Raw genomic sequence first — 20,504 nt, forward strand, 5'->3', positions numbered from 1 at the left:
ATGATCAACAGACTGCTCGTGGCCAACCGGGGCGAGATCGCCCGTCGGGTCTTCGCCACCTGCCGCGCGATGGGCGTGGAGACGGTCGCCGTGCACTCGGACGCGGACGCCGACGCGCCGTTCGTGGCCGAGGCCGACCAGGCCGTACGCCTGCCGGGGAGTTCGCCGGCCGAGACGTACCTGCGGGTCGACCTGATCCTGGACGCGGCCCGGCGCAGCGGCGCGGACGCCGTCCACCCCGGCTACGGGTTCCTCGCCGAGAACGCCGAGTTCGCGGCGGCGGTGACCGACGCCGGTCTGACCTGGGTCGGGCCGCCGGCCAAGGTGATCGCCGCGATGGGCGACAAGCTGGCGGCGAAGGCGCTGCTCGCCGAGGCGGGCGTGCCGATGCTGCCGAGCTGGACCGACACCGACGGCGTCACGGACTTCCCGGTGCTGGTGAAGGCGTCCGCCGGCGGCGGTGGCCGGGGCATGCGGATCGTCCGGACCGCCGACGAACTGGCCGAGGCGGTCGCCTCCGCGCGTCGCGAGGCGGCTGCCGCGTTCGGCGACGGCACTGTCTTCATCGAGCGGTACGTCGAGCGCGGCCGGCACGTCGAGGTGCAGATCTTCGGTGACACCCACGGCACCGTGCAGGTGCTCGGCGTCCGGGAGTGCTCGATCCAGCGCCGACACCAGAAGATCATCGAGGAGGCTCCGGGTGATCTCCCGCCGGGGCTGCATGATCGGCTGCATGAGACGGCCATGGCTGCTGGGCGGGCGGTGGACTACGTGGGGGCCGGCACTGTCGAGTTCCTGCTGGCACCGACCGGCGAGTTCTTCTTTCTGGAGATGAACACCCGACTCCAGGTGGAGCACCCCGTCACCGAATTGGTCACTCCGGCCGGGCTGGACCTGGTCCGGATGCAGCTGCTGGTGGCCGAGGGCGCACCGCTGCCCGCACAGCACCACTACCCGGCCACACGCGGCTACGCGATCGAGGTACGGCTGTGCGCCGAGGAGCCGGCGCAGGGCTGGCGGCCCGCCACGGGCACCCTGCACCGCTTCGACGTGCCGGGGGTGGACCGCGAGTTCGGCTGGATCCAACGGGCGGGCCTGCGGCTCGACTCCGGCGTGGTGGCGGGCTCGGTGGTGGGGGTGCACTACGACTCGCTGCTCGCCAAGCTGATCGCCGTGGCACCGACCCGGACCGAGGCGGCTCGGGCCCTGGCGGGTGCCCTGGCTCGGGCCGAGTTGCACGGGGTGGCCACCAACCGCGATCTGCTGGTCCGGGTGTTGCGCAGCCCGGAGTTCGCGGCGGCGGAGATCGACACCGGCTTCCTGGACCGGCACCCGGAGGTCTTCACCCCACTCCTCCCCGCCGACCAGGTCCCACTCACCGCCCTCGCCGCCGCGCTGGCGGGCGCCGCGCACCGCCGGGCGACCGCACCGGTGCTGGGCGGGCTCCCCTCCGGTTGGCGCAACGTGCCCGCAGTCCCGCAGGTCAGCCGGTTCACCGGGCCGGACGGCGACGAGATCGAGATCCGCTACCGGTTGGACCGGACTGGCCGGCTCGCCGACTGGTCCAGCACGTCGGCGGCCGAGGAGTCCGCCGAGCGGCCGACGGCACCCACAGTGGCGCTGGTCGAGGCCACCCCGGACCGGGTGGTGCTCGACGTCGACGGGGTTCGGCGCGCGTACCGCGTACACCGGGTGGGGTCGGCTGTCTTCGTGGACGGTCCGGACGGGGCGGCGAGCCTGGCCGAGCTGCCGCGTCTCCCGCTGCCCACCGCGGCGGTGGCGGCCGGGTCGCTGCTCGCGCCGCTGCCCGGCGCGGTGACCCGGGTACACGTCCAGGTCGGCCAGCGGGTCGCCGCCGGTGATCCGCTGCTCACCCTGGAAGCGATGAAGCTGGAACATCCCGTGCTCGCCCCGATCGACGGCGTGGTCGCCGAACTGCCGGTGCCGATCGGCGGTCAGGTGCAGACGGGCGCCGTGCTCGCCGTTATCGAAGAAGAGGACGCCCGATGACCTTCGACCTCACCCCCGAGCAGGACCAGCTGCGCGACGCCGTGCGGGCGTTGGGCCGCCGTTACGGGCACTCCTACTTCGTCGAGAAGGCGAGGGCCGGCGAACACACCACCGAACTGTGGGCGGAGGCCGGACGGCTCGGCTACCTGGGGGTCAACATCCCCACCGAGTACGGCGGCGGGGGCGGCGGCATCACCGAGCTGGCCATCGTCTGCGAGGAGTTGGCGGCGGCGGGTTGCCCGCTGCTGCTGCTTGTGGTCTCCCCCGCCATCGCGGCGACAGTGCTCAGTCGGCACGGCACCGAGGAGCAGCGCAAGCGGCACCTGCCGGGCCTCGCCGACGGCTCCCAGAAGATCGTTTTCGCCATCACCGAGCCGGAGGCCGGTTCCAACTTCCACCGACTCGGCACTGTGGCTCGCCGCGACGGCGACGGCTGGCTGCTGAACGGCCGCAAGTGCTACATCTCCGGTGTCGACGAGGCCGGTCACGTGCTGGTGGTGGCCCGTACCGAGGATTCCTCCACCGGGAAGTTGAAGCCGGCGCTGTTCCTGGTGCCGACCGACGCGGCCGGGTTGACCCGGTCCAAGTTGGACATGGAGATCGTGTCCCCGGAGAACCAGTTCCTGCTCTACCTGGACGACGTGCGGGTGCCCGCCGACGCGCTGCTCGGTGAGTCGCTGGACGCCGGGCTGCCGGCGCTCTTCGCCGGGCTCAACCCGGAGCGGATCACGGTGGCCGCGATGGGCGCCGGCACCGGCCGGTACGCCATCGAGCGGGCCAGTGAGTACACCGCCACCCGCAAGGTCTGGGGTGGTCGGAGCATCGGCTCGCACCAGGGGGTGTCGCATCCGCTGGCCCACGCGGCGGTGCAGGTGGAGCTGGCCCGCCTCATGATCCAGAAGGCGGCCACCCTGTACGACGCCGGCCGCGACCTGGAGGCCGGGGTGGCCGGCAACATGGCCAAGTACGCGGCCGGGGAGGCCGCCGCGCTCGCCGTGGACACCGCCGTGCAGGTGCTCGGCGGGGCCGGCATGACCACCGAGTACGGGGTGGCGACCCTGCTCGGCGCCGTCCGGGCCGGCCGGATCGCCCCGGTCAGCCGCGAGATGATCCTCAACTTCGTGGCCCAACACGTCCTCGGCCAGGACAAGTCGTACTGACGTCGCCACGGCCTGCGCGAGCGGGCCGTGGCCGCGTGCCCGCGCCCGACGCTGCAAGATCGACTCGGTTTTCTTGAACTCGCGGTGTCCAAGCGTCGGTGATGCCCCGACTTCCTGAAAGCCGAGTCGATCAAGCGCCGGGATGATGCCGGTGGGACGGTCAGGCTGGGGTACGGCAGGCGGCGTCGATGCGGTGGACCGGGCGGACGCGACGGCCCATGCCCTCCAGCAGCGAATCCTCGACGTGGAAGTCGTGGATGCGCAGTTGGTGGCGGGGCAGCTCCTCCTCGCTCGGGCAGAGCACCTGGGCGCGGACCAGACCGACCGGGACGTACCGGACGCCGCCCCGTTCCTGAAGGATCACCATGTTGACGTCGTCGGTGGTGACCACGTGCCCGCGTACGTCCTCGGTGGGCCCGCTCTCCGGGCCCACCGTGGTGACGGTCAGCGGCAACACCGGTGTGGTGATCACCGGCACCGCGGCCCAGATCAGGGTGGCCAGCACCGCCACCTCGGTCACCGACGCCAGCGGCCGGATCACCATGCCCGGCAGCGGCCCCGCGACGAAGAGCGCCAACAGTGGGGGCACCACGATGAGCGCCAGCACCAGCCACTCGTCGCCCTGCCGCATCGCGTCGCGCATCGTCGGCAGCATCAGCCAGCCGTACCCGGCGAGCAGCGCGCCGATCAGCAGCAGCCGAGGCACCACCCGCTCGTGCAGCCGCGCCGGGCGCAGTTGAAACGCGGCCACGAACGCCGGCAACAGCAGCGGCAGATAGAGCAACGGCCAGGTGATCAGGGCGAGCAGGAAGCTGGCCAGCACCACCCAGGCCGGGGTGATGTCGGCCCAGCGGGCGAAGAGCGGGCGGCGACGGGTGCCCGGCGGAAGTCGATCCGCGCTGACGGCCAGTACCGCGCCGAGCGCGAAGACGGCGACCAGCCCGGTGGAGAGCAGCCGGGCCGCGGTGGTCAGAAAACCGGCGAGCAGGTTGACCGGCCCGACGTTGGCCACCAGCAGCAGCGTGGTCTGGAGCTCCCCGCCGGCCTCCACGCCGAGGCGGAGCACCGAGAAGATCGCCGGTACGCCCACCGCCGCCGTCCAGAACGACTGGCTCGCGCGGGCGCGCCGCTCCGCCGGATCCCACCGGACCCGCCCCGGCTCGACCGCGGCGACGATCGGCTCGGCCGGTTCGGCGACCGGCACTCCGGCCGGCCAGGCAACGTCACCTTCCGCGCCGGTCGCTGGACGATCGACGGCCGGCGGCGCTGCGGCCGTACCGTCGATCGCCGACGCGGCGTCGCCGCCGGGCACTGACGTTCGGGGCGGCGGGACCGGCCCGTCGCCGCTGGTGGCGGTCGGTGCCGCGCTCACTTCGCGGGCGCCTTGTCGTCGAAGTCGACGAGCTTCGGCACCTCCAGCGGCTGTGGCTGGCGCTTCTCGGCCTTCAGCCAGGGGCCCAGGGTCCGGTTGTACGCGGTCTGCCAGGGGCTGGCATCTCCGTCTCGGCCCTGCTCGTAGCTCTTCTGCAGGAAGAACGCGACCAGGTCGCGCAGCGCGGGATCACCGATCGGCACGCCGATGCCCAGCAACTCGCTGGTGCCGAACGGCATGTCCACGATCTCGAACTCCTTGGGGAAGCTGGCCAGGAAGCCGGCAAGGATCGACTCGTCGGAGCTGACCGCGTCGTACCGCCCTTTCCGGATGCCATCGACGCAGTCGCCGACGTCCTTGACCACGAAGGTCTTGACCTGGTGCTTCTCCAACTCGGCCTCGGTGGTGGAGCCGCCGCTGGTGCAGACCTTGTACGCCGGGTCGCGCAGATCCTCAATGGTGCGGACCTTGTCCTTGAGTCGAACCGGCACCATCACCTCCTGCGTGGTGACGAAGTACGGCCCGGCGAAGCTGACCAGCTGCTTACGGTCTTCCGTCATGGAGAAGCTGGACACCACCAGGTCGACGGTGCCACCTTGCAGCGACGGGATGCGGTCCTCGGTGGCGACCGACACGAACTCCAGCCGCTGTTCCCCCTCGTAACCGAGAGAGGCCGCGACGTACCGGGCGATCTCGACGTCGAACCCGACGTGCTGGCCGTTTCGCAACTCACCCATCAGCGGCTCGTTGGTGGCGACACCGATCCGCAGCTTCGACTGACCGTAGATGTGCGTCTCGCGCATCTTCTCCTGCACCGACGAAAGGTCCGGTTCCTTCCGACTGTCGCAACCGGCCGCGGCGGCGAGCACGAGAGTGAGAGCGACCGCCAGCGTCGACGCGATCGAGCGGAGCCGGGACTGCGAACTGCCTGATTTCATGGGCGACCTCGCTACCGGAAAGGGCCTGCGGAACACCGAGAGTAGCCGTTCTTGTCCAATCCGTGTGGGCGCGGTGGACCCTGTCGAGTGGACGGCTCAGATCGACCTCGATCGGCGCGGCGGCCGGCTCTGCTGTTGACAGCCGGCCTGGCCGCGACATGCTGGACGGGTGAGCCGATTGTCCAGACCCGATGCGCGCACGGTGGCGGTGCTCGCGGCGCTGGGAGCCCTTGCGCCGCTGGTCATGCTGGTCGTGTGGCGCCGACAGGACCTCCTCGGCGTGGTTCTCGCGCTGCTCTGCGTGCTGATGACCATGATCGCCGGGGTTGCGGTCTCCGCCGCTCGTCAGGTCGACGATCCGGAGCCGGCGGACCGGTCGGCAGTCGTCGGGCCGCCCGAGCTGATGCCGTACGGGATCGACGCGGACACCCTCGACGCCATGGACCCCCGGGACGCGTTGCGTGCGGTGCGTGACCGCCGACGCGGGTCGAACGGGCTCAGCGGCCGGTGAGCGTGGGTGCGGAGAGCGCGTCCACACCGCGCCCCGCCAGACACCGGTAGGTCCGGTCGATGCTGCCGTCGACCGGGGGTAGCACCTCCAGGTGCCAACCGGTCGCCTCGGCGATCCCGGTGGTCAACCGGAACGTCGTGGTGCTGCACACCTGCCGCACCGGCTCAGCGGCGGCCACCTCGTCGTGGTCGGCGCCGACCAGCGACACCGGCAGGATGCCCTCGGCGTACGTCTCCCAGGTGTGTCGGCCGGCGCAGGACAGCCGAGCCGCCTCGGCGCGGCTACCGCGGATCCGCATCGGGCCGAAGCACTCCAGCTCGGGCAGGCACCGGGCACCCTCGGGCAGGGCGGTGGGCGCACCGGTGCCGTTCGCACAGCCAGGCAACGGCCCGGTCGCCGGTGCGGCGATCTGAGTGGCCGACGGGTACGGGGCGGGTGGTGGCGCCCGGTCGGCGACCCAGGCCCCGGCGGTCGCGGAGGCGGCGAGCGCGAGCACCCCGGCGCCGCCGAAGAGCCAGCGCCGCCACCGTCGACCGGCGGCGTCGCTTCGCTGCGTGTCCTCGATGGGGGATCGGGGCACCGGTTGGCTGGCCGCGTACGGGCCGGAGAGCGTGGCGGCACCGCTGACCGGAGCGCCGCTGACCGGTGTCACCGGCGAGCCGAGGGGGAGGTTGGTGAGCAGGTCGTGCAACTCCAGGGCGGAGGGACGCTCGCCCGGATCGTTGGCCATGCCGACGCGCAGCACGTCGATCAGCTCGTCCGGCACCCCGGGCAGGGCGGGGAGCGGCTGGTTGAACATCTCCAGCACGGTGACCAGGCTCGGGTTGCGCTCGGACTGCCAGCGCGGCGGCCGGCCGTGCATCACCGCGTAGAGGGTGGCGCAGAGCGCGTACACGTCGACGGCCGGTGACGGCGGGCTGTGGCTGAACATCTCCGGCGGCGCGTACGCCGGGGTGAGCACCTCCAGGGTGACCGAGGCGTCCCGGTGCTCGGCGAGGACGGCGAGCCCGAAGTCGGCGAGCACCGCCGAGTTGAAGTGCGAGTGGAGGATGTTGGCCGGCTTCACGTCCCGGTGCAGCACCCCGGCGGCGTGCGAGTGGGCCAGCGCGTCCGCGATCTTGATGCCGAGGTCGCGGGCCTCCACCGGGCCGAGCGGCGAGGTGCGCATCCGTTCGGCGTACGAGCCGTCGCAGAGCTCCATGATCAGGTAGGGGTGCTGATCGACGGTGACCCCCACATCGAAGAGGTCCACCACGTGCGGGTGGGACGACATCCGGCCGGCCGCCCGCGCCTCGCGCAGGAAGCGGGCCTGATCGCGCTCGCTGTCCAGCGTCCGGTTCTCCACTTTGACGGCGACCTCGCGACCCACGGAGATCTGGGTGGCCTGGTAGACGGTCGCGTACCCGCCCCGGGCAAAGACCCGCAAATCAGTCAGGCCGGGCACGATCGGCACTGGCAGGCCGCCGGTCGGGGTGTCGGTCACCGCTCGAAAATACCCAACCCGACCGATGGCTCAGCGCACCGCGTCCGCCGGAGCCGCACCGGTGGGACCGGTACCCTCCTCGGCGACCGCAGTCGTCCCGGCACCCTCGGACGATCCGACCCCGCCGGCCGGGATGCCCCGCCGGGCGTCCAGACGCAGACCGATGGCGGTGGCCACGGCGCCCAGCCCTTCCCACGCCGCCACCCCGAAGAACCGGTCGGGGGCGATGTCGGCCAGCACCGCGATGGCGAACACGGTGAACGTGACCAGCCGGAAGACCACTGTGAACCGGTAGAACGCCCGCCACTCGGTCACCGTGGCGAGCAGGTAGTAGACGCCCATGTTGAAGGCCGCCATCGACGACGCCAGCAGGAACGTCCCGGTGTGATCACCGACGGACCGCGTCGCCGGCACCTCGAACCCGAGCATGCGCAGCTGCGCCTCCGGCCAGAGCAGCCCAACCGCGCCCATCACCAGCGCCAACACGCCGAAGACCGCGATGGTCCAGCCCGCGATGGATCGCGGCAGCTTCATGAAGGGCCTCCCCAGGCACGGCGACGGTCACCACTGTGGACCCGTACGCGGTGCTGACACGCTAGCCGCTCCCCGAGACCACCACATCCCCAGAACCGGCAAAAACTGCACCCCACCCCGGGTCACGTTGATCAAGAGCTTTCGGTCACCGGCGGCCCGAATTCTGACGGGAACCTCTTGATCAACAGCGGAGGGTGAGGGGGGTGGGTCAGACCAGGGCGGTCAGGCGGGTGTGGAGGGCGTCGGCTGCGGCTCGTTCGCTGCGCTGCTCGGTGGCGTACGCCAGGCGGACCGCCTCCTGCGCGCAGGACACCGCCTCCGCTGGGCGACCGCAGGCGGCCAACGCCTCGGCCAGCACACTCGCCGCGATCACCTGGCTGCGCACGTCCTCGGCCGGCGCGGTGACCGCCCGCCGGGCCCAGTCCAACGCCTGCTCCCGCTGACCGTGAGCGAGCAGCGCCGCCGCGTACTGAGCCATCGTCTGGCGGCGGGAGAAGAGCAGCGAGGGTGCGTTCGCGGCGGCCGTGGCCACCGGGGCGAGCAGCCCTACCGCTGTCGCCGAGTCGCCGGCGGCGAGACGGGCCGTCGCCAGCAGCACCCGGGGGGCCACCTGCGCCGGGGCCTGCGGGTTGTGCGGCTCCACGGCGGTCAGCACCGCACGGGCCACCCGCTCGGCCGTCTCGCAGTCGCCCATGTCCAACGCGACGAAGCCGCGCAGTGTGCCGGCCATCCCGGTGAGCAGCGGATGCGAGGTGCGCTCCGCGTACGCCAGGGCGTCGGTGAGCAGGTCGGCCGCGTGCTCCGGCTCGCCCAGGCCGCGCGCCACCACCGCCCGGACCACAAGGGCGAACCCACGCCCCCAGTCGTCGGACGCGGCGGCGAACTCCCGGTACGCCCGTCGGGCCTCCCGGTCCGCCTCGGCCAGGTCACCCAGCTCGGCCGTGGCGAACGCCGCCACCGCGCGCAACGTGCCCACCGCCCACGCCTCACCGACCCGCTCGCCGAACGGCAGGAACACCTGCGCCATCCGACACGCCTCGCGCAGTCGGCCGGCGAGCAGCCGGGCGAACGCCGTGGTGCCGCGCAGCCAGGCCCGCCCGTACGGGTCCTTCAGCTCGGCGAAGAGTCGGGCAGCCCGGCCGAGCACCGCGTCCGTCCCGGCGAAGTCACCCCGGGTGGTGGTCACCCAGGCCAGGTTCTGCAGGGACCACGCCTGCCCGCGTCGGTCCTGCGCACCGAGGCTGACCTGGTACGCGGCCGCCAACCGGCTGCTCGCCTGACTCAACCGCCCGGCCACGAAGTCGGCCATGCCGAGCCGGCGCATCGCCGTGGCGCGCTGCGTGGGCAACCGACCCTCGGTGGCCACCTGCAACGCCTCCTCCCAGGCGGTCACCGCCCGGCTCTGGTCGCCGAGGGTCTCCTGGGCCTGTCCCGCCAGCAGCAGGGCGCTGACCCGGGTGGCCTCGTCCCCCGCGTTCGCGGCGATCTTCTCGGCGTACGCCAACGCGTCGGAAACCCGGCCGACCTGGAGCAACGCCCGGGCGTGCACCACCCGATCGGCTGCCGGCACCCCGTCGCGGGCCAGTTCGGTGGCGCGCTCGGCGTACTCGACGGCCATTGCCGGCTCACCGGCGGAGAGCGACCGGCGGGCGGCCCGGCCGAGCGCGGCGACGCCGAGCGGAACCACCGCCCGGGCCGGCGCGTCCGGGCGCAGCTTCACCGCGTCGGCGAGCGTGGCGGCCCGCTCGACGTGGGTCGCCACGAAGTCGTCCCGGGCCTCGTCGGTGAACCCGCCCACCGTGCTGGCCGTGGACTCGTCCGCTGGCGCCGCCCAGCGGGCCAGCGCCGCGTGCCGCTCGGCCAACTCGGCCTTGCTCACCCCGGCGTACGCGGCCTCCCGCATCAGCGGTGTGGCGAACGAGTAGCCGGCACGCGAGCGGTGCAGCATGCGGCGTTGCAGCAACTCCTCGACCGCCCGGTCGAGTTCGACCGCGACCACGGCCGACGGCCGGCCGTCGCGACCGCCGCGTTGCTCCCGCATCGCCTCCAACGCGCCGGTCGGCACCGTGTCACCGGTGACCGCGGCGTCGCGCAGCACCGACCGGGCGTCCGGCGGCAACGCGTCGATCCGGGCCGCGAGCACGGCGGCGAGGTCCCGGGAGAGCAGCCGACTGCCCAGCGAACCCGGCACCAGCCGCCAGCCGGTCGACCCGCTCTGCTCCCGCTCGCCGGAGCCGGACCGATCCGCCGCGGCACCCCGCGTCGAGGCGGTACCGCGCACTGATTCGGTGGTGAGCGCGCCCCGTTCGATGAGCAGGGTGACCAGCTCGGCCAGGTAGAACGGATTGCCCTGCGCGGTGGCGAGCAACCGGTCGGTGTCGGCCTGCGGCAGCTTGCCGCCGCCGAGGTAACTCGTGAGCAGCCGGGCCGCGTCGGCACCGCGCAGCGGCGGCAGCGAGTGCACCTCGGCGTCCGCGACCCGGGTCAGCGCGCCAGCGGTACGCACCAACTCGGGGCGGCCGAGCAGCAGCACCAGCACCGGGCCGGTGAGCCTGGACAGGGTCAACCCGAGGGCACTGATCGTCTCGGCGGTGGCATCGTGCAGGTCGTCCACCACGATCACCAGCGGCGCCTCCGAGGCGAGCCCACTGAGCAGGTCGGCGACCGCGTTCGGCACCACCTCGGCGTCCGCTGCCGGAGTGCCCGATCCGCCCCACTCGCCGCTGTCGCTGCCACCGTGCGCCGGGAGTTCGGCGTAGCCGAGCAGGGCGAGCAGCTGCTCAGTGGCGATCGGCGGTGTCTCCGCACCGGAGCGGGCGAGCCGCTGCCCGAGCCGGCGCAGCCGCTCCTCGACGGCCGGGCGGGTCAGCGCGGTGGACGCGTCGCTGGGCAGACCGACGGCGGCCCGCACCAGATCGGCCAGGGGCGCGAGCCGTCGCCGCTCCCCGAACGCGGCACAGCGCACCGAGAGCACCCGGGCCCCGGTGTGCGCCGCGTATCGGCCAGCACCGACGTCGTACCCGGCGGCGAGGCGCTCCACCTCGGCGGCGAACCGGGACTTGCCGATGCCCGCCTCGGCGGTCATCAGCAGCACCCGCGGGTCGCCCTGGTCGATCACCTCGGCGAGCCGGCCGGCGACCCGACCGATCTCCGTCTCCCGGCCGACGTACGGTGCCTCGTCGCCGAGCCCCGAGCGGGTGCCCGGCGCGTCCAGCAGACCCAGCAGCTCGTACGCCTCGACCGGCTCACGCTTGCCCTTCAGCCGCAGCGGGCGCAGCGCCCGCCAGGAGGAGACGTGCCTGGTGGCCGCGGCGGTACGTCCACCGGCGTAGACGGCCCCGACCGCGGCGGCGTCGGCGAGCCGGGCGGCGGTGTTCACCGTGTCGCCGATGACCGTGTACTCGATGGCGGCCTGGATGCCCGCGATGACGTCGCCGGTGTTCAGTCCGACCCGCAGCCCGAGCGGCGCGCCACCGCCCCGCTCGTCGTCGAGCACCCGGCGGACGGCCCGTTGCATGGACAGGGCGGCCCGGACGGCACGTTCGGCGTCGTCCTCGTGCGCCACCGGGGCGCCGAAGACCGCCATGATGCCGTCACCGGTCAGCTTGTCGACGTGCCCGCCGAACGTCTTCACCGCACCGGCGAGGGCGGCGAGGACCCGGTCGGTGACCGCGCCGACGCGTTCCGGGTCGAGGTCCTCCGACCAGGAGGTGAACTCGGAGAGGTCACCGAAGAGCACGGTGACCACCCGGCGCTCGGCCGCCGGCAACGTGGCGGCAGCCGGCAGCGCGGCGCCACAGTTGTGGCAGAACCGCGCGCCGGGAACGGCAACGGTTCCACACACGGGGCAGGTCACATGTGCTCCAACCCACTGACCCCGGGCGCGGATTCCCCGGTGTCGACGCCCAGATACTCCAGTTGGGCCCGGACCGACCATTCGGCCGCCCACCAGAGTGAGCGGTCCACGTCCGCGTAGACCGCCGCCACCACGTCGGCGGGGGTGTGGGCGCCGGCGGCGACCGCCGCCCGGACCTGGTCGAGCCGGGCCCGGCGGTGGGCGAGGTAGAAGTCGGCGGCGGCGGCGCAGTCGGCCAGTGCCGGGCCGTGTCCGGGCAGCGCCGGGATCCCCCGGTACGCGGACAGCAGCTCCAGGCTGCTCAGGTAGTCACCGAGGTGCCCGTCGGGGTGGGCGACCACGGTGGTGCCCCGGCCGAGGATGGTGTCACCGGTGAGCACCACCCGCTCGTCGCCGTGCTCGACCAGGAAGCAGACCGAGTCGGCGGTGTGCCCTGGCGTCTGCAACAGGCTGATGTGCAGACCGAAGCCGCCGAAGTGCTCGCCCGGCTCGGTCAGCGGCTCGCCGCCGATGGTGTGCGCCGGGTCGACGGCGAGCACGTGCACGCCGCCGAGCAGCTCACTCAGCCGGGCCGCGCCCTCGGTGTGGTCGGGGTGGCCGTGGGTGATCAGGATCAGCCCGACCGGGCCGTGCTCGGCGATCCGGGTCAGGTGTCCCTCGTCCGCCGGCCCCGGGTCGATCACGATGCCGGACTCGGCCGCCGGGGCGCGTAGCACCCAGGTGTTGGTGCCGTCGAGGGTCATCGGCCCCGGGTTCGGCGCACGCAGCAGTGAGACCCAGCGGGGCAACTCGTCGGCAAGCGCCGCCACCGCCCCCGTCACGTGCCCGCTCATGGCTGCGATCGTACGACCCCGCCCGCCACACCCCACGATCTTGCACTTGCGGCCCCTGATTCATCCCGGTTCGGGGCTTTCGTCCGAGCAGAAAGTGCAAGATCGCGGGGCGATGGGGACGCGTCAGGCGACCTCGACGATCAGCTCGATCTCCACCGGGGCGTCCAGGGGCAACTCGGCCACGCCCACCGCGCTGCGCGCGTGCCGGCCGGCCTCCCCGAAGACGGTGCCGAAGAGATCCGAGGCACCGTTGATCACGGCGGGCTGACCGGTGAAGCCCGGCGCGGAGGCCACGAACCCGGTCACCTTGACCACCTTGACCACGTTCTCCAGGCCGACCAGCGAGTCGACAGCAGCCAGCGCGTTGAGCGCGCACCGCTGGGCCAGATCCTTCGCCTGCTCGGCGGAGATCCCGGCGCCGACCTTGCCGGTCGCCAGCAACTTGCCCTCGGCCATCGGCAACTGGCCGGAAACGTACACGTGCTGCCCGGACTGCACGGCCGGGACGTAACTGGCCACCGGCGGCACGACCTCGGGCAGGTCGAGACCCAGCTCGGCGAGCTTCGCGTGCGGACCGTTGCTCACGCCTTCGGCCGCTTCAGGTAGGCGACCAGCTGGTCCGGATTCGGGCCGGGGACCACGGCGACGAGCTCCCACCCGTCCTCGCCCCAGTTGTCGAGGATCTGCTTGGTCGCGTGGACCAGCAGCGGGACCGTGGAGTATTCCCACTTCTGCATCGCTGAAGGGCTCCCTCTCGGTGCGGAATTGTTCGAGGGACAGCCTACGGTCCGCTGGCCGGGCGAGGTACGGGACGCTGGTCCGGCGCAGCCGGCAGCTCCCCGCAGCGCCCTTCGTGCTCGTACCCCTGGGGGCAGCGGGACCGGTCGGGCAGCAGCAGGTCACAGAAGACCCGGTGCCGGTTGTTCTGATCGTCGGCGTTCGAGACGGTGGTCTCGCCGGCGTCCAACTCGGGCAGGAAGCCCAGGGACACCGCGACCCGACCGGCCAGCACGGTCGCCGCCGCCAGATTCGGCACCCGGATCGGCAGGTGGATGACGAAGCCCGGCTCGTCGTCCTCGCGGGTCCGCTCGGCGGGCTGGCTCGGCATCCGGGTCGTCTCCGCCTGCTCCGGCATCCGGCGGTACGACCGTTCGTTGATCGGCTGGTTGGTGACCTGCCCGCCGGCCTCGACCACGGACCCGAGCCGGCGGGGCCGGTCGTTCGTCGGGAACTGGGTGCGAGGGATGTTGTCCGCGTCGCGCATGCACTGCCTCCGGTCGTACCTCTCGGACCATGCTTCCGGCCCGGACCCATTCGTCCGTTCCGGCCCCCGCACCGGGACGAAGGTAGGTCTGTGGCCACGGTCCCGCCAACAGGACGCGCACAAGAGGCCACCAACAGTCACATATGCGACACACCGCAGGTCGGGGGCCCGACACCGAAACCGACGCGGGTACCGCTCACCGGATCGCTGGGCCGCTCGACAGGCAGGGGCGACACCGATCCGGTCATCGACCGCTACCCTTCCGGTCGGACGGTCGCGCAGCGCCCGGCCGCCCGCTCGATCACGCTCGGCGCCAGGGGTGGCGACGGGCGCCGCACCCCTGGGGGAACGACATGACCCACCCGCCCAGCGGCGACCAGGCCGGCACACCCGCTCACCCACCGGCCCACCCGGATCCCGCCGGTCAGCCCGGCGCGCCAACCATCCCCAGCCAGCCGACCCCTCCACCGCCCGGGCAGCTCGCTCTCCCCGCCTCCCCCGCCCAGCCGGCACTCTCCGCCGCCCCCACCTCACCGGCCTTCCCGGGGCAGCCCAGCGGCCCCAGCCAGCCGGAAGGGCCTGGCGGCCCCACCTCGGCCGCCGCACCGTCGCAACCTGGTGCCCCGAACCCCTCGTCGATTCCCGCGGCCCCGCCGGCCTATCCGCCCTACCAGGGCACGGCCGAGCCGAAGAAGAAGCGTGGTCTGCTGATCGCGGCGATCGCCCTGATCGTGATCATGGTGCTCTGCGTGGGGGGTGGCGTGGTGGCCTTCCTGACCCTGCGCGATGCCGAGACCGGCGAGGGTGCCAAGGAGCCGGCCGTCGCCGTCGACGAGTTCCTCACCGCGGTCTACAAGGATCGCGACGCGACAAAGGCGGCCGGTCGCGTCTGCGCCGCTTCCCGCGACGACGACAAGATCGCCGCGAAGGTGGCCGAGGTGGAGAAGTACGCCTCCACCTACCAGAACCCGCGCTTCCGGTGGACCACCCCGAAGGTGGACAACCAGACCGGGGAACGGGCCACCGTCTCCACCCGGCTCACCATGACCACCGCAGACGAGAAGGTGGCCGACCAGGAGTTGCGCTTCACTGTGGTGCAGAAGACGGGTTGGTGGGTCTGCGAGGTCGCCTGACCGCCGAGCCTGGATAGGCTCGACGGGTGTGTGCAGCTGAGCGTCCGATCGACCCGGCCGGTACCGGATGGCCCGCCCGTCTCCACGTGGTGACCGGTAAGGGCGGCACCGGTAAGACCAGCGTGGCGGCGGCGCTGGCCCTCGCGCTCGCCGCCGGTGGCCGGCGCACCCTGCTGGTCGAGGTCGAGGGGCGGCAGGGCATCGCCCAGCTGTTCGGCATCGAGCCGCTGCCCTACGAGGAGCGGCACCTCGCCGACGCGCCGGACGGCGGTGAGGTGCGCGCGCTCGCGGTGGACGCCGAGGAGGCGCTGCTCGAGTACCTGGACATGTTCTACAAACTGGGCGCGGCGGGCCGGGCACTGCGCAAGCTCGGCGCCATCGACTTCGCCACCACCATCGCGCCCGGCCTGCGGGACGTCCTCCTCACCGGCAAGGTGAAGGAGGCCACCACCCGCACCACCGGGCAGCGGCGCGCGTACGACGCGGTGGTGCTGGACGCCCCGCCGACCGGGCGGATCGGCCGGTTCCTCAACGTGACGGCGGAGACCGCCCGGCTGGCCAAGGTGGGCCCGATCAAGACCCAGAGCGAGGGGGTCGCCGCGTTGCTGCGGTCCCCGATGACCGCGGTGCACGTGGTCACGCTGCTGGAGGAGATGCCGATCCAGGAGACGGTCGACGCGATCGCCGACCTGACCGCCCTCGGCTTCGGCGTCGGGAAGGTGCTCGTCAACGGAGTCCGACCGCCGCTGCCCGCCGGAGCGGCGGTCACCGCCGCGGAGTTGAAGCGCGGGCTGGTCGCCGCCGGGCTGCCGGCCGATCGGGACATCGTGGCCGGGTTGCACGATGAGGCGCGTGATCAGCTCATCCGGCGCGAACTGGAAGATTCGCTCCGCGCCGACCTGGTGGAGTTGGGGCTGCCGATGATCGAGCTGCCGTTGCTGCCCGATGGGGTTGATCGGGCGGGGCTCGCGACGCTGGCCCAGGCCCTCGTCCGCGCCGAATGACTCACACCTGAGCGCAGCACGGGCGCGCGGACCCACCGGCCCGATACGCTCGATTGGTGCCTTCCGAAGACGCGGCGCCGCAGCTGGACGTCGACCAGATCCTCGCCGACCCAGGCGTGCGGATCGTCGTGTGCTGCGGTGCCGGCGGAGTGGGAAAGACGACCACGGCCGCGGCGCTGGCGCTGCGGGCCGCCGAGCACCATGGCCGACGCACTGTGGTGCTCACCATCGACCCGGCCCGCCGGCTGGCCCAGTCGCTGGGCCTGACCGAGCTGGACAACACCCCTCGCCAGGTCAAGGGGATCGACGTCGAGAGCAGTGGCGGCGAGTTGCACGCCATGATGCTGGACATGAAGCGCACCTTCGACGACGTGGTGTTGCAGCACACCGACCCGACGAAGGCCGCGGAGATCTTCGCGAACCCGTTCTACCAGGCGATGAGTTCGACCTTCGCCGGCACGCAGGAATACATGGCAATGGAGAAGCTGGGCCAGTTGCACGCCCGGGGCGAGTGGGACCTGATCGTGGTGGACACTCCACCCTCCCGCTCGGCACTGGACTTCCTGGATGCGCCGGCTCGGCTCTCCCGTTTCCTCGACGGTCGGATGCTGCGGCTGCTCCTGGCCCCGGCGCGCAGCGGCGGGCGGAGCATGTTCAGCCTGGTCACGGCCTCGTTCGGGATGTTCTCGAAGGTGGTGCAGAAGGTGCTCGGCGCGCAGCTGCTCACCGACCTGTCCGGCTTCGTGGCGGCACTGGATTCGATGTTCGGTGGTTTCCGGCAGCGCGCCGAGCAGACGTACCGCATCCTGCAGGCGCGGGAGACGGCCTTTCTGCTGGTCGCGACGCCGGAGCCGGACGCGGTCCGGGAGGCCGCCTACTTCGCGGGTCGGCTGCGGGACGAGCGGATGCCACTGGCCGGCCTGGTGCTCAACCGGGTGCACCGCCCGGCGGTTCCGGAGCTGGACGCCGAGCAGAGCCGGGTCGCCGCCGAGCGGCTGACCCAGCTGGGTGGACATGAGGCCACCGCCGACGTGCTGCGGGCGCACGCGGCGTTGGCTCGCCAGGCGGTACGCGAGCAGCAGGTCGCCGCGCGCTTCACCGAGGCGTTCCCGGCCGTGCCGGCGGTTTCGGTCACGGCGCAGCCCGCCGACGTGCACGACGTCGACGGGCTACGGACGATCGGCGCGGCGATCAGCCGGCCGTGACCGGCGTCAGTTGGCCGCGCTGACGAGAATCTTGTCCTTGCCGGCCTTGTCCTTGCTGTTCTTCTTCATCGCGGCCTCGAACATCTTGCGCCAGCTCGTCACCTGCGGGTGACGACGCAGTAGCGCCCGCCGTTCGCGTTCGGTCATGCCGCCCCACACACCGAACTCGATCCGGTTGTCCAGCGCGTCGGCCAGGCACTCGTACCGAACTGGGCAGCTCCGGCAGATCCGCTTCGCCACGTTCTGTTCGGCGCCCTGTACGAACAACGCGTCCGGGTCCCCGTTCTGACATGCCGCCAGCGACGGCCAGTCAGTGATCATGCCCATGTGTACACGTCCCCCCTTGCAGTACCTACCGACCTCGTCGATGCACGTCAGCCGGCAATTCCCCCCGATCGCCCGGCCCGCCTTCCCCAAGGCGACGCGGACGACATGTGGCGCTGTCGCCGCCCCCATCATGCTCTGTAGTCGACTGATTACGCAACGTTGTCGACGAAATCCATCATTTCGGACACTCCCGGCTTCCCGGGCCTTCGACCGCCGGTTACCCCGCCGAGGTCAGCGATAACGCTGCGCCACCTCACTGAATCGGAGGAGACTCACGCCAGTTCACACGCAACCAAGCACCGGGGGTCGTGCGTTTAGCACAACGAGGGCAGCGCGCGCAGGAAATGGGGAAAGAACGCCCCAGCGCCCCTCGTTCCCTACTCGCGTACCCTGTCGAGGTGACCTGGATGCGGAAACGTGACCACAATGTGCTGACCAATGCCGCATCGCTACTCGTGTGTGGCCTGCTGGCCGGCGTGGTGGTCGCTGCGGCGGCCTTCCCCGCGGTAGCGATGTCCGGCTTGGCCGCGAAGGCCGGCGCCGAGACATTCGGTGCCCTGCCAACGGAGCTGACGGTGGCCCGCGCGCCACAGATCAGCTACCTGCTGGCATCGGACGGCAAGACACCGCTCGCGACGATGTACGACGAGAACCGACGGGACGTCAAGCTCGCCGACATCTCGCCGGCCATGCAGAAGGCCATCATCGCGGCCGAGGACCATGAGTTCTACAAGCACAACGGCGTCGACATCAACGGTGTCGCCCGTGCGTTCGTCAACAACCAGAGCGAAGGCTCCGGCCGGCAGGGCGCCTCGACGCTGACCATGCAGTACGTCCGGCTGGCCATCGCCTACTCGGCCACCCACCCGGCGGACGTCGTCGCGGCGACCGAGGACACCAGCGCCCGCAAGCTGCGCGAGATGCGGCTGGCCCTCCAGGTCGACAAGGAATTCTCCAAGGACGAGATCCTCACCCGCTACCTCAACCTGGCCTCGTTCGGCAACGGCGCGTACGGCATCTACGCCGCCAGCCAGGTCTACTTCGGTAAGCCGCCGAGCAAGCTGAAGATCGAGGAAGCGGCGTTGCTGGCCGGCATGGTCAAGGCGCCGACGACGAACGACCCGACCACCGAGGCGGGTTACCCGCTCGCCAAGGACCGGCGCGACTACGTCATCCAGAACATGGTCGACATCAAGGCCATCACCCAGCAGGAGGCGGACGCCGCCAAGGCGACCGAGCTGGTCGTGAAGGACAAGCGCACCCCGAACGGCTGCGTCGCCGCCAACGTCAACGAGTGGGGCTTCTTCTGCGACTACTTCTACCGCTGGTGGATGGATCAGGAGACGTTCGGCTCGACCAGGTACGACCGGGAGCGGCGGCTGAAGAGCGGCGGCTACAACGTCGTGACCACGATCGACGTCCAGGCGCAGCGCGCCGCGGACAAGGCGGTCCGTAAGGCCAAGAGCGTGAACAGCAAGGAAGCGGCAATGGTCGCGGTGGTCGAGCCGGGCACCGGCCGGGTACGCGCGCTCGCGGTCAACCGGCAGTTCAAGCTCGACGACCCGAAGAACCCGAAGAACAAGCTCTCCAGCGATCCCGCGAAGAGCAAGAAGAAGATTCGGGGCAACTACCCGGCGACGGTCAACCCGCTGCTCACCGGTGGTGACGGCATCACCGGCTACCAGGCCGGGTCGACGTTCAAGATGTTCACCATCGTCGCGGCGCTGGAAAAGGGCATTCCGCTCAGCCACACGATCAACGCGCCGAAGCAGTTCCGGTCGGAATACATCATCCGGCCTGGCCCGGCGGCCTGCCCGGGGACCAACCTCTACTGCCCCACCAACTCGACCGAGAGCATGGCCGGCGTACACAACATGTGGAGCGCGTTCGGCCGGTCGGTGAACACCTACTTCGTGCCGCTCCAGCAGCAGGTCGGCGCCGAGAACGTGGTCAAGGCCGCCAAGCGGCTGGGCATCAACTTCCGGTCCCAGGAAGACCTGGATCTGGAGAAGGGCGCGCACCAGTGGGGCGCCTTCACCCTGGGCGTCTCACAGACCACTCCGCTGGATCTGGCCAACGCCTACGCCACCCTGGCCGCGGACGGCAAGTACTGCGAACCGATCCCGGTGCAGGAGATCCGCGACCCGGAGGGCAACAAGCTGGACATCGCCAACCCGCGCTGCGAGAAGCGGTTCAGCACCGAGGTGGCCCGCGCCGCTGTGGACGCGGCCCGCTGCCCGGTCGGCGACAAGTCGCCGTCGTCCCGGTGTGCGGGGGCGACCGCACCCAACGTGCGCGGCGACGTCGGTTATCCGGTGGCCGGCAAGTCCGGCACCACCGACTCGGAGAAGACCGCCGCGCTGGTCGCGATGACCAAGCAGTACGCGGTCGCCGGCATCATGGCCGACCCGGACTGGCCGCAGACCAACGTCGAGATGAAGCACGCGGAGAAGGACGGCATCAACCCGCCGGTCTGGGAGACGCTGCGCGACGCGATGAAGGGCAAGCCGAAGGTCGACTTTGAGGCGCCGGGTCAGAAGATCTCCGAGGGTGACCAGCGCAGCATCCCCGACGTGAAGTGCGTTTCGGTGGATCAGGCGAAGTCCCGGCTCAAGGGCGCCGGCTTCGAGCCGGTCGTCTCCAGCGCGAAGGTGCCGTCCTCCTGCAAGGCGGGCGACGCGGCCGGCACCAGCCCGGACGGACGCACGATCAAGGGTGGCGTTGTCACCATCGAGGTCAGCAGCGGCGGCGGCAGCACGCCGGGCAACACCGCCGGCAACCAGGGCGGCCAGCCCGGGGGCCGACCCGGTGGTCGCCCCGGCGGCTGAGCCGACTGGTAGGACACAACGGGCGGGCACCCTCCTCGGGTGCCCG

General features: G+C 71.7%; 16 protein-coding genes and 1 pseudogene. 7 read left to right on the plus strand and 10 right to left on the minus strand.

Features of this window, described 5'->3' with window-relative positions; genetic code table 11:
- Both GA0070561_RS20775 and GA0070561_RS20780 read left to right on the plus strand, forming a co-directional pair.
- Entirely contained in the window at positions 1–2,010 is a 2,010-nt protein-coding gene (locus tag GA0070561_RS20775) for an ATP-binding protein (RefSeq protein ID WP_091403328.1), read from the plus strand.
- A complete protein-coding gene (locus GA0070561_RS20780) occupies positions 2,007–3,170 on the plus strand; it encodes an acyl-CoA dehydrogenase family protein (RefSeq protein ID WP_091403331.1) in 1,164 nt (387 codons plus the stop codon). Before GA0070561_RS20775 ends, GA0070561_RS20780 begins: the two co-directional genes overlap by 4 nt.
- A 160-nt stretch (positions 3,171–3,330) precedes the next feature.
- Here the strand turns inward: GA0070561_RS20780 and GA0070561_RS20785 are convergent, their stop codons facing one another.
- Together GA0070561_RS20785 and GA0070561_RS20790 are read right to left on the minus strand one after the other, a co-directional pair.
- A complete protein-coding gene (locus tag GA0070561_RS20785; RefSeq protein WP_091403335.1) occupies positions 3,331–4,542 on the minus strand; it encodes a hypothetical protein in 1,212 nt (403 codons plus the stop codon).
- A complete protein-coding gene (locus GA0070561_RS20790; protein ID WP_091403338.1) occupies positions 4,539–5,480 on the minus strand; it encodes a transporter substrate-binding domain-containing protein in 942 nt (313 codons plus the stop codon). Before GA0070561_RS20790 ends, GA0070561_RS20785 begins: the two co-directional genes overlap by 4 nt.
- Positions 5,481–5,649: 169 nt before the next feature.
- Between GA0070561_RS20790 and GA0070561_RS20795 the strand changes: the two genes are divergently transcribed.
- Positions 5,650–5,991 carry a hypothetical protein gene (locus GA0070561_RS20795; protein ID WP_141710414.1) on the plus strand — a complete coding sequence of 114 codons (342 nt, stop codon included), beginning with the start codon at positions 5,650–5,652 and terminating at the stop codon, positions 5,989–5,991.
- On the opposite strand, the gene GA0070561_RS20800 is transcribed toward GA0070561_RS20795, so the two are convergent.
- The 7 genes from GA0070561_RS20800 to GA0070561_RS20830 form a co-directional block, all read right to left on the minus strand.
- Positions 5,978–7,474, minus strand: a complete 1,497-nt coding sequence (locus GA0070561_RS20800) for a serine/threonine-protein kinase (protein ID WP_091403343.1) — start codon at positions 7,472–7,474, stop codon at positions 5,978–5,980. The genes GA0070561_RS20795 and GA0070561_RS20800 overlap by 14 nt on opposite strands.
- Before the next feature lie 30 nt (positions 7,475–7,504).
- Entirely contained in the window at positions 7,505–8,008 is a 504-nt protein-coding gene (locus GA0070561_RS20805; RefSeq protein WP_091403345.1) for a hypothetical protein, read from the minus strand.
- A 208-nt stretch (positions 8,009–8,216) separates the two neighbouring features.
- Complete coding sequence (locus GA0070561_RS20810) at positions 8,217–11,864, minus strand: adenylate/guanylate cyclase domain-containing protein (protein WP_091403347.1); 3,648 nt, start codon at positions 11,862–11,864, stop codon at positions 8,217–8,219.
- Positions 11,861–12,697, minus strand: a complete 837-nt coding sequence (locus GA0070561_RS20815; RefSeq protein ID WP_091403349.1) for an MBL fold metallo-hydrolase — start codon at positions 12,695–12,697, stop codon at positions 11,861–11,863. Before GA0070561_RS20815 ends, GA0070561_RS20810 begins: the two co-directional genes overlap by 4 nt.
- 123 nt (positions 12,698–12,820) lie before the next feature.
- Complete coding sequence (locus tag GA0070561_RS20820) at positions 12,821–13,282, minus strand: RidA family protein (RefSeq protein WP_091403351.1); 462 nt, start codon at positions 13,280–13,282, stop codon at positions 12,821–12,823.
- Positions 13,279–13,434, minus strand: coding sequence for a Sp36 family protein (gene sp36 / locus GA0070561_RS33655; protein WP_007466198.1), 156 nt, complete (start codon positions 13,432–13,434; stop codon positions 13,279–13,281). The genes GA0070561_RS20820 and sp36 overlap by 4 nt, the downstream gene beginning before the upstream one ends.
- Positions 13,435–13,478: 44 nt before the next feature.
- Positions 13,479–13,961: a hypothetical protein gene (locus GA0070561_RS20830; protein WP_091403353.1), complete on the minus strand. Its 483-nt coding sequence runs from the start codon at positions 13,959–13,961 to the stop codon at positions 13,479–13,481.
- A gap of 545 nt (positions 13,962–14,506) precedes the next feature.
- Here GA0070561_RS20830 and GA0070561_RS20835 point away from each other — a divergent pair.
- From GA0070561_RS20835 to bagB, 3 genes and pseudogenes are all read left to right on the plus strand, one after another.
- Positions 14,507–15,094, plus strand: a pseudogene (locus tag GA0070561_RS20835) (Rv0361 family membrane protein); the annotation flags it as partial.
- 26 nt (positions 15,095–15,120) lie between these two features.
- The gene (gene bagA / locus GA0070561_RS20840; protein ID WP_091403358.1) at positions 15,121–16,098 is read left to right on the plus strand and encodes an ATPase BagA; all 978 of its coding nucleotides are present in this window, start codon (positions 15,121–15,123) and stop codon (positions 16,096–16,098) included.
- A gap of 53 nt (positions 16,099–16,151) precedes the next feature.
- A complete protein-coding gene (gene bagB / locus GA0070561_RS20845; RefSeq protein WP_091403361.1) occupies positions 16,152–17,303 on the plus strand; it encodes an ArsA family ATPase in 1,152 nt (383 codons plus the stop codon).
- A gap of 6 nt (positions 17,304–17,309) precedes the next feature.
- Here bagB and GA0070561_RS20850 read toward each other — a convergent pair whose 3' ends face one another.
- Positions 17,310–17,630, minus strand: a complete 321-nt coding sequence (locus GA0070561_RS20850; RefSeq protein ID WP_030328078.1) for a WhiB family transcriptional regulator — start codon at positions 17,628–17,630, stop codon at positions 17,310–17,312.
- 407 nt (positions 17,631–18,037) lie between these two features.
- Between GA0070561_RS20850 and GA0070561_RS20855 the strand changes: the two genes are divergently transcribed.
- Entirely contained in the window at positions 18,038–20,458 is a 2,421-nt protein-coding gene (locus GA0070561_RS20855; protein WP_091403621.1) for a penicillin-binding protein, read from the plus strand.
- The last annotated feature ends 46 nt before the right edge of the window (positions 20,459–20,504 follow it).

Origin of the sequence: Micromonospora saelicesensis, from assembly GCF_900091575.1 — a bacterium.
In the GTDB taxonomy this organism is placed as follows: domain Bacteria; phylum Actinomycetota; class Actinomycetes; order Mycobacteriales; family Micromonosporaceae; genus Micromonospora; species Micromonospora saelicesensis.

Bases quoted from the DNA above. Each gene is read 5' to 3' on its own strand.
- GA0070561_RS20790 (WP_091403338.1), bottom strand. From the start codon at position 5,480: ATGAAATCAGGCAGTTCGCAGTCCCGGCTCCGCTCGATCGCGTCGACG.
- GA0070561_RS20775 (WP_091403328.1), top strand. From the start codon at position 1: ATGATCAACAGACTGCTCGTGGCCAACCGGGGCGAGATCGCCCGTCGG.
- GA0070561_RS20780 (WP_091403331.1), top strand. From the start codon at position 2,007: ATGACCTTCGACCTCACCCCCGAGCAGGACCAGCTGCGCGACGCCGTG.
- sp36 (WP_007466198.1), bottom strand. From the start codon at position 13,434: ATGCAGAAGTGGGAATACTCCACGGTCCCGCTGCTGGTCCACGCGACC.
- GA0070561_RS20830 (WP_091403353.1), bottom strand. From the start codon at position 13,961: ATGCGCGACGCGGACAACATCCCTCGCACCCAGTTCCCGACGAACGAC.
- GA0070561_RS20815 (WP_091403349.1), bottom strand. From the start codon at position 12,697: ATGAGCGGGCACGTGACGGGGGCGGTGGCGGCGCTTGCCGACGAGTTG.
- GA0070561_RS20805 (WP_091403345.1), bottom strand. From the start codon at position 8,008: ATGAAGCTGCCGCGATCCATCGCGGGCTGGACCATCGCGGTCTTCGGC.
- GA0070561_RS20855 (WP_091403621.1), top strand. From the start codon at position 18,038: ATGCGGAAACGTGACCACAATGTGCTGACCAATGCCGCATCGCTACTC.
- GA0070561_RS20850 (WP_030328078.1), bottom strand. From the start codon at position 17,630: ATGGGCATGATCACTGACTGGCCGTCGCTGGCGGCATGTCAGAACGGG.